The sequence below is a fragment of the Bifidobacterium saguini DSM 23967 genome (assembly GCF_000741715.1).
Classification (GTDB): Bacteria; Actinomycetota; Actinomycetes; order Actinomycetales; family Bifidobacteriaceae; genus Bifidobacterium; species Bifidobacterium saguini.
Window position 1 is genome coordinate 93,601 of the sequence record NZ_JGZN01000018.1, and the last position, 13,084, is coordinate 106,684.

Genomic DNA, 13,084 nt, shown 5'->3' on the forward strand with positions numbered 1-13,084 from the left:
AACGATGAGATTCACGTGACGGTCCAATTTACACAAAAGAAGACTAGGATATCGTCGCGGTTGGGATTGTGTTCGCCTATGTGGAAATCGAGGTGGAGTATATGGCAAATGGAAAGTCAATGTCCGTTGCGGAAATGGTGGAACTGTTCGTAGACCGCTCGGCACCAGTGCGCATCGATGCATTCGACGGTTCGCATTTCGGCCCCAGCAACGCCGACCTACATATTCGAATCACCAGCCCGAACTGCATGTATCAGTTGCTGGCTCATCCAAATGAAATCGGCGTGGTTCGCGCATATGTGCTTGGCGACTTCGACGTGGAAGGCATCGATTATGCCAACCCCTACCCCGCCATGCGCAAACTCATCTCTCTGGCCAAATACGTCAAGCCAGTCACGCCGGTTTCGTTCGCACGAGTTTCCGCGGGCATTCTGAGTCATGGATTCAAGAAGCCACCAGTGCCTTCCACCGAGGGGCCGAGCAAGTTCGCCCGTATCAAGCAAGGGCTGATGCCTCATACGGAAAAGGCCGACTCCGAAACGGTGAGCTTCCACTATGACATGTCCAACGAGTTTTACGCCGACTTTTTGGGTCCATCCATGACCTATACCTGTGCTGTATTCGACAATGAGCAGATGAGTCTGGAAGATGCGCAGGCCAATAAGTTGCGCTTGATTCTCGACAAACTAGGCCTTCAACCGGGCGAACGTCTGTTGGATATCGGCTGCGGCTGGGGGTCGATGGTCATTACTGCCGCACGCCGTGGCATCAAGGCTTTGGGCGTCACACTTTCCAAAGAACAGGCTGCATACGCGAACGCATGGATCGCACGCGAAGGTCTGCAGGATTTGGCCGAAGTGCGTGTACAGGATTATCGCGAAGTTCCCGAACGCGATTTCGATGGCATCTGCTCTATCGGCATGATGGAGCATGTAGGCACCAAGAACTACCAGAGCTACTTTGAGGAAATGTTCCGCCTGCTGAAGCCTATGGGCCGTCTGCTCAATCACCAGATCACCATCAGCCACGACAAGCCGGACGGCAAGCCCGGCACCGATGAATTCCTCGATCGATACATTTTCCCGGACGGCGACCTCGGCGCCCCTGGATTCATTGAGTCCTGCATCCATGATGCCGGATTCAATGTGGTGCATCAGGAAAACCTGCGCCAGCATTACGCGCTAACCCTCCATCATTGGAATCAGAACCTTTCCGAGCACTGGGATGATGCAGTCAAGCAGGTTGGTTTCGAACGCGCTAAGGTTTGGGGTCTGTATATGGCGGCCTGCGCTTTGAACTTTGAGCTCGATGGCATTCAGATTCACCAGTTCCTGGCGGTCAAGCCGGATCGCATTGGCCATCCGGACGGCAAGTGGTATCCACTGCGCCCGTGGTGGAAGGCCTGAGAACGAAAAAGCCCCGCTCGAAAGCGGGGCTTTTCTAGTGGTGGCTCCGAACGGCGTCGATCCGTTGACCTAGCGATTTTCAGTCGCTCGCTCTACCAACTGAGCTACAGAGCCATTGAATAGTTCGCTTGCAAGCAAGCGGCCATCCAAGCGACCCCGGCCGGACTTGAACCGGTGACCTCCGCCGTGACAGGGCGGCGCTCTAACCAACTGAGCTACGGGGCCGTGTTGTTTCTGTCTTGCGACAGGCAACAGATAGATATAATACTGAAAATCAGAACTTACGCAAACTTCGGCGTGTCTGGCTATTTTCCAACGTTTTACAGCGAATCATTCAACCCCACCCCACCGGACCTACACCTTGGCATAACAGGTGGCACAATGGTCAAATAGCAATTCCGCATCACGCAGCCTACTCAATGCAGTACGGCACACCATCCTCTCAACGAAAGGCCAAGCAGCATTATGACCGAACCCAATGCCGCCATCGAGCAGGCTCAAAACACCCAAGAGGCCCCCGACGCTCTTGAAGCAACGCAAACCACAGCGCCCTCCCACCCCATCCATAAGGTGCTGTCCTTCGTTCGCCGCTCGGCACGACTCGACCCCCGCCTGCAGCGCGCATGGGACAACTACGCCGACACGTATCTGTTAGACATCGCCGCCGGCAACGCTCGACTCGATGTGCGAGAGGGCTTTGCTCTCAGCAAGGAATACATCCAATCAACTTGGGGCAACAGCAACCCTCTGATTGTGGAGATCGGCACCGGACAGGGCGAAAACGTGGTCGCCGCCGCAGCAGCCCATCCGGAAACCAACTTCCTGGCGCTTGAAGTATACGACCCTGGCGTGGCACACACCCTGCTGCTGGCCGGCAAGCAGGGCCTTACCAACATTCGCATCGCTCAAGTCAACGCCGCGGAACTTTTCAAGGTTACCGAACCTAGCACCATCGCGGAAGTGTGGACCTTCTTCCCGGATCCCTGGCCCAAGAAGAAGCACCACAAGCGCCGCATCGTGCAGTCTGAGCTTGCCGGCAATATCCATAACGCGCTGGCGGATGACGGCGTATGGCGCATCGCCACCGACATCGAGGATTATGCGCTGCATGTGCATGAGGTCATGGACCACCTTGACGGATGGCAGAACATCGGCACCATCACCGCAAGCCTGCCACTGGAGCACGTCGGCAAAGGCAATGCCGACATGGCTGCCGACATGCCCCACGCGGATTTCACCGAATCCGAGCGCTTCAGCGGACGAGTGCTCACCAACTTCGAGAAGAAGGGTCTGGAAGCCGGCCGAGTGATTCATGACTTCACCTACCAGGCAGTCGCTCTTCGCTAAGCAGTTGGCTACGGCTTGGCCGCAGCAAAGGGACGGAAAAGCATCTTGGCCATTCATGCACTTCCGTCCCACAAAACCCAGTAATTCCAACGCGACACGCCGTAAGACACTCTGGATTTGCGAGAACAGCAAGCCCCCAGTATAGTTAGACGAGTTGTCCGCCCCCATCGTCTAACGGTTAGGACACCAGACTTTCAATCTGACAACGAGAGTTCGACTCTCTCTGGGGGTACTCACCGGCTCCGGGTTCCACGAGGTATCGTGGCCCGGAGCCTTTTGTTTCCAACGGTTTCAGGCCGCCAGCTTGGCCTTCAGTTGCTCGCACAGGAAACCCGGCGGTGGCCACTGCCACCAAAGATGCACCTCCGTCACTGCTCATTCCGCGCATCATCTGCTCGTACATCGACGCATCCAGCAGGGAGAGCGGGGGGACGTTGAAGAATTCCGCCACTGCGGCGATGTCCTGGATGGTCCAGGAAGTCTTGCCGGTCATCTTCGCGGACACGGCGCCCCTCTTCAGCCCCAGTGCCGCGCAAAGTGACTGCTGGGTCATCCCGCGGCCGGTCAGCTGCATGTTGACGTTCCAGATGAATACCCTCTGCAGGTAGTCGCCGAGTCCATTGGATTCGGGCAATGGTTCGATTTTTGCCATATCAAGTCCTTTCAGATTGGAGTTGTCCAATATCGATGGACATAATCCTACAACAATGATTTGCTGCTGTGCAAGTTTCTTGATATATTGTCTATTGTGAATGGACTGACGGCAAAAATAATAGATTCTCCGATGCGTCGCTATATGACGGCGGCGGGTCTGAGCTGCCGAGACCTCGCGAGGGAGATGGGTACGTCCAAATCCTCGGTCGCGGGAAAGGTCAACGGCTCGATACCGTGGCAGCAGTCCGACCTGATCTGGCTGGCCATTCACCGAAACCTGTCCCCTGGGTATGTGCTCGGCATCGACGCCTATCTCACGGATGGCGGGTGGAAACCCGAAACGAGAATCCCCGGACCGGCTGGAACCCGGCGCGGGGATTGAACGGCAACAACCATGGAGCCGCGGGCGCGCATATCCGCCAAGATCAGACGCCCGTCGTTCCGATTCCCCGAAGGAGGGTCATCGCCATGACCGATTCTACCAATACCGCCGGCATTCGCCCGGCATCCGTCTTCGAGCCTAATCGCCAGCGCGACGCCGCGCGGCGGACGACGCGGGCCGGCGGCAAAGTCGATCTGCGCATCGCGAAGGCGCATGTGCTGTCCATGCTCGCCCACCCGTCCCGGGGCCCGCGCCGCTGAGGCGCGCGTCCGCGGACCGTTTCCCCGATACCGGCCGAACCATGTGGTGGCTGGTCGTTGCCGCCGTGTGCGTGTCCGGCGGCGTTCTCTCGTATGCGTTGTGCCGCGCCGCCCGTCTGGGCGACGACATCGGCGCGAGGCTGCGCGAACGCCGCGAAGCGGACCCGGCGCATGACGGCGGGAAGGTCGAACGATGAGCAGCAGAGCCGAGAACTGGGCATGGGAGCGCGACGACGTCAAGGGCATCACCAAGTTCGTGCTGGTGTACCTGGCCCGCCGCGCCTACTACGACGATGGCGCCGCCGCGTGGCCGAGCGTGGAGACCATCGCGTTCAACTGCGGGTGCTGTGAGCGCACCGTGATCCGTTCGTTGCAGGAGTTGGAGCGCAAGGGCTACATCAGGCCCGGCGACCAGGAGATGTCGGCACGCAACCCGCGCACGCGCAAGCCGATCGCCAAGGGACACCGCTCGCGCGTGTGGGACGTCGTCATGGACGGCGACCACGCCGCCGAGAACATCGAGGAGAAGCCCAGGAATCTGGACGCGCTGGCGGAAGGCGACGGCAAACCGGATCCGATGAAGGACAATTTGTCACCCGACGGATTGTCACCCGAGCCGAAGGACGTGGAGACGAGGACAAATTGTCCCGGAATCTTGGACAGAAAGTCACCCAATAGACAAGTGATAAACAATTCTCCCCTCATCCCCTTCGGGGATGCTCCCCTCAACGCCGAACCAGTCGCCACGAAGCCGGTCGTCGATCCGAAGCCCGAACCCGTTCCGGCGACCGATTGGGGCAAGGCCCTGCCTCCAAGGGGTTGCAGGAACCCGCTGTGGGTGCCCGAACCCGGTAAGCTGCCCGAGCCGGTGACGGAACGCGCCGGTCAGGAGGTGCGCGTGCTCGACGGCATCCGCCGGCGCATGCTCGCCGTGGACCAGAGGTTCGATGTTCCGGCGACCATGGCCGATCGCAGGGCCGTCCACTCGCTGCTGATCGATCGCCCGTACGGCGAGATCGTCGCGACGATGGACTGGGCGTACCGCAACCGCTACTGGCTTCCCCGGCTCACCAGCGGCGCCAGGTTCGCCGCGAACTACGTGCAGCTGCGGCTGGAAATGCTCACCCATCCCGATCCGACGGGCAAACGGGCGCCGGACGCCCCGCTGCCGGTCGTCAAGGACCCCAACCGGGCGATACCGGTCAGCTCGTCGTCCGCGAGCCGCGTGCCGATCTACGGGGCCGCGCTGCTGCGCACCTCGCTGTGCCAGGAACACATCGAAGGCGTCATCTCGCAGGAGGCGTGCCCAGTATGCGCGTACGACAAACGCAACCACGCCACCCACGACGTCGCCGGGCACCGCAAGGCGAAAGCCGTTGCGCCGGAGGAAGCGGTGCGGCCATGAGCGGGGATGGACAGCGTCTTGAGGCGTGGAAGAAGGCCGGCGAATGCCGCGACTTCCCGCAACCATGGTCCGACTACCTGTGGTCGCTGGAGTTCGAGCACCGTCCCGGCGACGCGAAGGCGTTCCACTCGGTCGCCAAGGCCGTGTGCGAACGATGTCCGGTACGCGCCGAATGCCTGGCCTACGCGGCCAGCGGCGGACTCGAATGGGGCGTGTACGGCGGCAAGGTGTGCACCGACCGGCGCAGGATCGCGCGCATGGCCGAAGCCGATGGCGTCCCCTGCCGGGACCGCGGCCTACCGTGGCCGCAACGCTGGCGGCTGCTCACGGACTGGATACACGCCCACCGGAACGTGTTCGACGAAGCCACCGACGAGGCCAGCGCCGAACGCCAGCAACGACGCCTGCGCGCACGGGTCAGGACGGCCGATCGCCCCGCCCCGCATGAGCCGTCAGGCAATCAAACATTCAAACAAGCAGGAATCCAAGCAATCAGACAAGCAGACAATCAGGCGGCCGACTGATCAGGTTCGCATGATATCCGGCAGTCGCAAAGGAGAAGAACGAATGCGCATCGCCATAGCCAACGCCAAGGGTGGGGTCGCGAAGACCACGTCCAGCATCTACATCGCCTCGGTCATCGTTTCCAGGGGCGGCAGTGCCGTCGTGTACGACGCGGATCCGCAGTCCAGCGCGAGCCTGTGGGCCGCCGCCGCTGAACAGACCGCGGACCCGCTGACCTTCGACGTGCTGCCCGCCAACCAGGCCACGCTCCGCCAGCTCGCCGCGGGAGCCGACCCGGACGAATGGGCGATCATCGACGCGCCGCCGCAGGGGCCGACCCTGGACATGGCCATCAAGGCGGCCGACTTCGTGATCGTGCCGGCGTCGGACTCGCCCATGGACCTTCAGCAGGCATGGAGCACCCTCGACATGGCCAGGATAAGCACGCCCGCCGCGCTGCTGCTGGTCAAGGCCGAACGCAACACGAAAGCGTTCCGCGACACCATGGACGCCCTCAACGCCATGGACACGCCCCGATTCGACACGATCGTGCCGAAGGCCCAGTCCTACAAGCGTTCGCTCGGCACCAACCCGCACCAGCTGGGCGAATACCGGGACCTCGTCACCGAACTCCAGCAGATCGCCGGAAAGCAGGCGTGAGACCATGCAGGGCAACTACCAGCCACTGGCACGGCCGGTGCCGTTCGACGACGTGCTGCGTCAGCAGAACAAGACCTCCAAGACCACGGGCGAACCGCTGGTCATGCTCTCATTGCGCATACCCGTGTCGCTCAAGACCCGGCTCAAGACCACGGCCGCCGCGCACGGACTGCCCATGCAGCAGCTCCTGCGCGACGCCATCGAACGCGAGCTCGACCGGCTCGACGGCGACGACGAGCCGTAACCCGTCAGACAATCAAGCAATCCAACAAGTCAGCACCCAAACATTCAGGCAGTCAAACATGCAGACGCGATCCCGAAAGCCGATGCGTCTGCGGAAAGGAGACACTATGGACTATTCAATGGAGGTCTCCGTGCTCGGCGACCGCATCAGCATCGGCGAGGAGGCGCACGTCATCACCCTCGGCGTGAACACGGGATTCCCCGCGGGCTCCACAGCGGGACTGGCGTACACGCTCTCGCCATTGCAGGCCCGCGTGCTCGGTGCGCAGATGCGCGCGGCCGCGGACGCCGCCGAGGGGCATCCGGGCATGCCGTCCGACGAGGAGGTGAACGCGGCGGCGAAGGTGTTCTGCGGCGGCGTGTGGAACGGGTTCGACCCCACCAGCATGATGCCGACCGAACAGTTCGACCGGTTCTGGAACGACGGCGAGGGACACCAGCTCTACCTGGCGATCGCGCGCCACGCGCTCATCGCCGCACGCATGTCCATCCTCGCCGGGCAAAACGAAAGCTGACAAGCAGACAAGCCAGCATGCAGGCAATCAAACAATCCAACAATCAAACTTGCTTGCATGCAGACAATCGGACATGCAAGCAATCAAGCAAGCCGACAAGCAGGAAAGCAAACAATCCAACAATCAGGAACGGAGCAGAACCATGAACGACAACCATAACGAAGACGAGGAACCCTTCGACGGCACGAGTGAGGACTCCACGCTCGAAGACCAGATGAGCGCGCACATCGCGGCCATCGCCGCCAGCGGCGTCGCCGCCGAAGCCGAAGCCTTGGCCAACCGACAGGCCGACATGGCGGCCAAGGAACGCCGCGAAACCAGACTTGCCATCCTCGCCACCATCACCATTGCCGGGAGTCTTATCGCCTACGTCATCACGCGCGTCTGCGGAAAGACAAAGAGGTAACATAATGAGCGACACAGCCGCATATTGCCTAAACCGTCCATCGCGTGTAAACTAGGCGGCACGACGAGCGTAGGCCGGCAGGCTTATGATCGCTGTTAGGCTAGGGGTCGCTTCGGCGGCCCCTATGCATTTTCAGACCAAACGGTTCAAGAAGCCGTAGTCGGTCCGCTTCTCCATCGGATACCAGACTGCCGACTGAGGAGCAATGGCTGGACGGATAACATCCACAATTTTCAATACGGCTTTGTCTCCGTCATTCAACTTCTTGGCACCATCGATGCCTCCTGCACGGCCGCACATAAAGAGTGCCATATCAATCATCTGCAGACCATACAGCGTGCGTGAATCCACCCACTGGAAAGGCATCTTAATGCGCGCCAAATCAGAGGGAAAATACCCTTCGGTATTTCCAATTAGCTGATAACGGGCAATCTGACCTTCCTGAGCCGTTTGGTCCGCCACCTTATCCGCCATGACCGATACATCATCACGTTCCTGTTCGGCAATCATATTGACACGTTCCAGGCAATGCTGAAGTGACACCTGATGAGGATTATGTGCATGCTTACGATAACGTTCCTGCAGCTGCCCCACATGCACGCCGCGTATAACCAATCTGGCACCGCTGTCGGCCAGAATTCGCATTGCCGCACGGTAGATACCGGCCGACTGCCTATGCATGCCTTTCATGCACTTCCAATCGTCTTTGTATTGGAACATGCACTGACCATGAAACTCAGCGTTACTGGGTACTCCGAATTTGTGGTGCACCTGCTTTAACAAATCGTCCAAACCATTATCGATGACAGCCGCCTGGGCCGGCGTAGCCAACAGGCAGCCTACATAATACACGTCATATCCATGTCGGTGCGGTTCCTTCGCGCATCGCTGTGTATGCGACTCATCGATATAGGCCAAGAGCATGCATTCCATGGTATCTCAAAATTCAGTTGACCTTTGTCCGCCGCAGCATCGCTCTATGCGGGGTGATGCTGATGGTGCGTTCGGGGTCCGGCGGCCGGCCGTCGGGCTTGCGGGCGTGCTTTTCTTCCAGGGACCCGGGAGGAGGCGGGTTCTGGAGTCCCCGTCTCCTCCCTTTCCCGGAGAGGGGCGCTTCTGTCGTATGTGGGAAAGGATTTCGTATGAGGTTCGGGAAGAAGGGCACCGGTGCGGTGGCGTCAATCACCGCCGCCGCGGCGTTGCTGGCCTGCTTGGTTCCGGTCGCGTTGGCCGATAACGGTGGCGGCGGTTCCGGTGAGGACGGTGGCGGTTCGGGCGGTGGTCCGACGCAGACGGCCGATGTGCATTGGATCTACAAGGATTCGTGGCCGGCCACTCTGGATGGCATGAAGACGGCGTTGAGTGACGCGAAGGTGCGTCTGTCGTCCGATCTGGTGAACGGGCAGAACCAGTTCGTGAACATGAACAAGACTTTGAGCGACGCGATCGATGAGTGCCAGCGTTCCTATACGGGTGAGGGGAACGCGGACTGCCGTCTGGTGGCGGTGGGCTACGTGCGATTGGCGGATGGTTCGTTCAACGGCAGCTATGTGAGTTCGAACGCGAAGAACCGTTGGGAGGCGCAGTGGAAGGCCGAGGCGAAGGGCGACTACACGTATCAGGGCCAGAAGTACTCGACCTCGACCACGTGGAAGGACAAGCTCGGCACGCGCAGCGTTGACTCTCTGGCGCAGGAGTCGATCAACTCCAACCCGAACGCCTCGTTCCGCGTAATCGTGCTGGCGCAGAACCAGCCGCCGGTCGATTACAAATTGAACGTGACCACCAGCCACAAGCAGAAGACCGACATGCAGGTCGGCTCCACCGACCCGATCGGCGACGTCATCCATGCAGACAACGGCGGTTCCGCGATCAAGGAGACATTGAACGGCACCGCGATCATCCATTACGAGAACGGCCCCTACCTGCCCGCGAAGAGCGTGAGCAAGCCGATCAGCTTCTCCAGCAATGGGGACACCCAGCTCGACAATCTCGCCTCGCCGAAGGATTTCGGCATGAAATACTGGGCCGAGGGATCGTACTGGATCGACATCCAGGTGCCCAAGCAGGGCCGCATGCAGGCGGCCGTGGACACCGCGGACCGTGACCCGGCCGAATCCTGGAAGGTGAGCTCGGTGCCGCCCGAACCCCCGGTCAAGAAGACCGAGGACGGCGTGAGCGCCGACCGGATGACGAACCGCACCACCATCACGTACGGCACCGGCCGCGGCGGCTACGAAATGCGTTTCCGCGACGTGATCGAACCCAACGGCGTCGAATACTCCGTGGACAACTACAGGCTCATCGACAGGACCGACGGCAACCGCGACGTTTCCGGCGAGTTCGAGATCAATTGGGACAAGGCGTCGAACACGGTGTCGGCCGCGCGTTCGGCGGACAAGGGCGAGATGCCCATGGACCATGTCTACGAGTTCAGCTTCGACGTGACCGTGTCGAAGCCCTCCGACTTCCAGCAGGTCAAGGACCATGCGTGGGGCCAGTGGAACCACGAGCCCGAGGCCGACGCCGGAACGAAACAGTTCGATACGTGGCGGCCGAATCCCGACAAGAGCTGGATCCGCCTGAACACGAAGGGCCAGTGGGAGGCGGTCATCGACCCGAAGGAGACCAACCGGACCGGCGCCGACGATATGACGCTTCTGGACGGGGACCGGGTCGCCTCGGTGGTCAACGGCACCATCGCCAAGAACCTCATCCAGGCCCCGGAGACCCTGACGCTCACGGACGACTGGTCGGCCGCCGACTACCTGTTCGACGCCGACGACAAGTCGAAGATCAGGGTGTACGAGGCCGATGCCGGCACCGATCGCGAGTCCAGCGTCACCGACATCGCCAACCACGGCAGGGACGTCACCGACCAGTGGACGATCACGATGGAAGGCACCACGGTGACCGCCACCGCCGGCCGGGCCTATCGCGAGGGATTGAAGGGATTGAAGACCGCGAAGCAGGTCACGCTGCTCATCCCGGGCAAGGCGGCCTACGCCAACGGCAAGGGCGCGGGCCAGGTGCGCGACGACTTCGGCAAGCAGGCGAGCGACGAACTGTCGTTCTGCACCGCGCCGGACGGCAAGGCGCTGACGAACAAGGGCTCACAGACCGTCAACACGCACACCATCCCCACGAACGAGCCGAAGATCTGCGGCTACATACCGCCCGTCGTCAAGGACGTGGTCGGCGAATCCTCACAGGGAGGCGACCAGGCGTCCGTGGACGGCAGGGTCGTCTATCCGGGCCAACGCTTGGAATACCGTCTGGAGACCCAGCCCCACCTGCCCGGCAATCTCGCGTACTCGGTCAGCGAGGTGGCGGTCACCGACACCTATGACGAGCATCTTGAAGTGGACAAGCAGACCCTGGAGGTCACCGACCTGTCCACCGGCAAGTTCATCCCGAAAACCGAGTACGAGACCCAGTGGAACGACTCGCAGCACGCGGTGCGCCTCGTGTTCTCCGACGGGTACGTGAAGACCAACTGGCGCAACGGCGCGAACCCGCGCATCATCGTCCGCTTCGAGGGCACGGTCGCCAAGGACGCGCCCACGGACACCAAAATCGGCAACCAGTGGGCCCTGACGCTGAACAACATGATCACCCCGAGCAACAAGGTATGGAACGAGCCGCCCGACTTCACGCCGGTGAAGAAGGACACCCAGGCCGACCCGTCCATCAGCATCGACGGCAAGACCGTGCTGCTGGGCGACCGGATCTACTACCGCGTGACCATCGACGCCAAGCAGACCAACCAGGCCTACAAGGTCTGGAGGCTCGGCATGACCGACGACTGGGACGACGAATACCTCTCCCTCGACGCCAAGCGCATCGAGGTCACCGACACCGCGACCGGCAAGGACGTGACCGCGAAGTTCAACATCGCGGCGATCGACGGCGTCGCCTACGTGTACGCCAAGACCGCGGACACGAAGGTGCCGGCCACCGGCGAGACCATCAAGGGCGACCCCCAGCCCAAGAACCTCAAGGAATACGCCGAAAAGAAGGACCACGACCCATTGAAGGAGCCGGCCATCGACCAGTCGATGCTGGGCACGAGCTACGAGGTGAGCCTGCCGATGACCGTCATCAAGGTCACCGACGGGCATATCGTGAAGAACAAGGCCACGCAGGTCGTCAACGACACCCGCAAGGACACCAACGAGGTCGCCAACCCCCTCAAACCCGTCAACCCCTCCAAGGACGTGGTCGTGAAGGTGGACGGCGAATCCATCGACAAGCGGAGCGTGTACCTCAACAGCCTGTTCCTCTACCGCCTCGACAGCTCCGTGCTGCCCGCGCACCGCGCCTACCAGAAGGTCACCGACTGGAGCATCACCGACCCGCTCGACACCGAGCATGACCAGTACACCGGCCAATGGGCCGTATACGCCATGCGCGACCTGACCGAGCAGGGCAAGGTGATCGCCCGCAAGGGCGTGAAGATCGCCGGCAGCGGCTTCGACGCCAGTGTGTACGGCGACGAACTGTTCACCCTCGCGCAGGACGACAAGGGCGTGGTCACCGTTACCGCGACCCAGCGCATGCTCGACCTCGTCAGCGGCAACGACGAAAGCGAGCAGGCATGGACCGCGTTCATCCAGTGCAAGCGCGTCAAGACCGGCGAACACATCGCCAACCGGTTCGACGAAACCATCAACGGCACCAAACGTCCTTCCAACCAGGTCGAGACGCACACGCCCGACATGACCCCGAGCCTGAAGATCGAGAAATGGGACGAGGCCTCCGGCTGGCCGGCCGGCGACCGCGACCAAGTCAAGGACGCGCTGGCCATGCAGGGCGACACGCGCATCGTGTTCACCATCACCAACACCAGCACCACCGACCCCGACACCAAGCAGGGCGCATGGTACCGAACCAAGGACCTGAACCTCAAGGACCAGCTGGTCGCCGGCGACGGCCGGGTGACCGATCTCGAATACCCCGCCGATTGGGACAGCCGCATCCTCAAGCCCGGCGAGAGCGTCGAGGTCAAGGGCGTCCTCAAGGGCGTGACCGGCCATCACACCGACCGCGCCACGGTCACCGGCACGCCGTTGGTTGAATGCGTCGTCTCCGACCCGGATCCGTTCGACGGCAAGGACGAGACGTCCGCGCCCGATGACGCGGTCACGATCGACGGCAGGCTCGTCTGCCCCGACACCGAAGTGGTCAGCAACACCGACGACTGGAACGGCTACCGGACCGGGCTCGCCCATACCGGCGCCGCCGTCCAGGGCGTGATCGCGGCGGCGATCACCCTGCTCGCCGTCGGCGTGGGACTGGTCGC

12 protein-coding genes, 3 tRNA genes and 1 pseudogene are annotated in these 13,084 nt (G+C 61.5%); 12 read left to right on the forward strand and 4 right to left on the reverse strand.

What is annotated here, in order from left to right; genetic code table 11:
- The first annotated feature begins 101 nt into the window (after positions 1 to 101).
- Complete coding sequence (locus BISA_RS11150) at positions 102 to 1,406, forward strand: class I SAM-dependent methyltransferase (RefSeq protein WP_033892055.1); 1,305 nt, start codon at positions 102 to 104, stop codon at positions 1,404 to 1,406.
- 38 nt (positions 1,407 to 1,444) lie between these two features.
- On the opposite strand, the gene BISA_RS11155 is transcribed toward BISA_RS11150, so the two are convergent.
- Both BISA_RS11155 and BISA_RS11160 read right to left on the reverse strand, forming a co-directional pair.
- Positions 1,445 to 1,520: transfer RNA gene (locus tag BISA_RS11155), tRNA-Phe, on the reverse strand.
- Positions 1,521 to 1,557: 37 nt separating this feature from the next.
- A tRNA-Asp gene (locus BISA_RS11160) sits at positions 1,558 to 1,631 on the reverse strand.
- Between the two features lie 240 nt (positions 1,632 to 1,871).
- Between BISA_RS11160 and trmB the strand changes: the two genes are divergently transcribed.
- Complete coding sequence (gene trmB, locus BISA_RS11165; RefSeq protein ID WP_033892021.1) at positions 1,872 to 2,753, forward strand: tRNA (guanosine(46)-N7)-methyltransferase TrmB; 882 nt, start codon at positions 1,872 to 1,874, stop codon at positions 2,751 to 2,753.
- Positions 2,754 to 2,913: 160 nt separating this feature from the next.
- Positions 2,914 to 2,985 (forward strand) — tRNA-Glu (locus BISA_RS11170).
- A 162-nt stretch (positions 2,986 to 3,147) separates the two neighbouring features.
- On the opposite strand, the pseudogene BISA_RS13630 reads toward BISA_RS11170, so the two are convergent.
- Positions 3,148 to 3,405 (reverse strand): annotated as a pseudogene (locus BISA_RS13630) (helix-turn-helix domain-containing protein); the annotation flags it as partial.
- A gap of 470 nt (positions 3,406 to 3,875) precedes the next feature.
- Between BISA_RS13630 and BISA_RS13205 the strand changes: the two are divergent.
- The 8 genes from BISA_RS13205 to BISA_RS11210 all read left to right on the forward strand — a co-directional run bounded on the left by BISA_RS13205 (position 3,876) and on the right by BISA_RS11210 (position 7,782).
- Entirely contained in the window at positions 3,876 to 4,049 is a 174-nt protein-coding gene (locus BISA_RS13205; protein WP_162832210.1) for a hypothetical protein, read from the forward strand.
- 41 nt (positions 4,050 to 4,090) lie between these two features.
- A complete protein-coding gene (locus BISA_RS13210; protein WP_012576941.1) occupies positions 4,091 to 4,246 on the forward strand; it encodes a hypothetical protein in 156 nt (51 codons plus the stop codon).
- On the forward strand, positions 4,243 to 5,454 hold the full coding sequence (locus BISA_RS12705) for a helix-turn-helix domain-containing protein (protein ID WP_033892023.1): 1,212 nt from the start codon (positions 4,243 to 4,245) through the stop codon (positions 5,452 to 5,454). The genes BISA_RS13210 and BISA_RS12705 overlap by 4 nt, the downstream gene beginning before the upstream one ends.
- A complete protein-coding gene (locus tag BISA_RS11190; RefSeq protein ID WP_033892024.1) occupies positions 5,451 to 5,978 on the forward strand; it encodes a WhiB family transcriptional regulator in 528 nt (175 codons plus the stop codon). Before BISA_RS12705 ends, BISA_RS11190 begins: the two co-directional genes overlap by 4 nt.
- Positions 5,979 to 6,021: 43 nt before the next feature.
- Entirely contained in the window at positions 6,022 to 6,618 is a 597-nt protein-coding gene (locus BISA_RS11195; protein WP_033892025.1) for a ParA family protein, read from the forward strand.
- 4 nt (positions 6,619 to 6,622) lie between these two features.
- Positions 6,623 to 6,862 carry a hypothetical protein gene (locus tag BISA_RS11200; RefSeq protein ID WP_033892026.1) on the forward strand — a complete coding sequence of 80 codons (240 nt, stop codon included), beginning with the start codon at positions 6,623 to 6,625 and terminating at the stop codon, positions 6,860 to 6,862.
- A gap of 106 nt (positions 6,863 to 6,968) precedes the next feature.
- Positions 6,969 to 7,376: a hypothetical protein gene (locus tag BISA_RS11205; protein WP_033892027.1), complete on the forward strand. Its 408-nt coding sequence runs from the start codon at positions 6,969 to 6,971 to the stop codon at positions 7,374 to 7,376.
- 73 nt (positions 7,377 to 7,449) lie between these two features.
- Entirely contained in the window at positions 7,450 to 7,782 is a 333-nt protein-coding gene (locus tag BISA_RS11210) for a hypothetical protein (RefSeq protein ID WP_033892028.1), read from the forward strand.
- A 132-nt stretch (positions 7,783 to 7,914) separates the two neighbouring features.
- On the opposite strand, the gene BISA_RS13140 is transcribed toward BISA_RS11210, so the two are convergent.
- On the reverse strand, positions 7,915 to 8,700 hold the full coding sequence (locus BISA_RS13140; protein WP_152597158.1) for a DUF3800 domain-containing protein: 786 nt from the start codon (positions 8,698 to 8,700) through the stop codon (positions 7,915 to 7,917).
- Between the two features lie 224 nt (positions 8,701 to 8,924).
- Between BISA_RS13140 and BISA_RS11220 the strand changes: the two genes are divergently transcribed.
- Positions 8,925 to 13,084, forward strand: a 4,160-nt coding sequence (locus BISA_RS11220; protein WP_033892030.1) for an LPXTG cell wall anchor domain-containing protein, incomplete at its 3' end; no start/stop codon positions are given.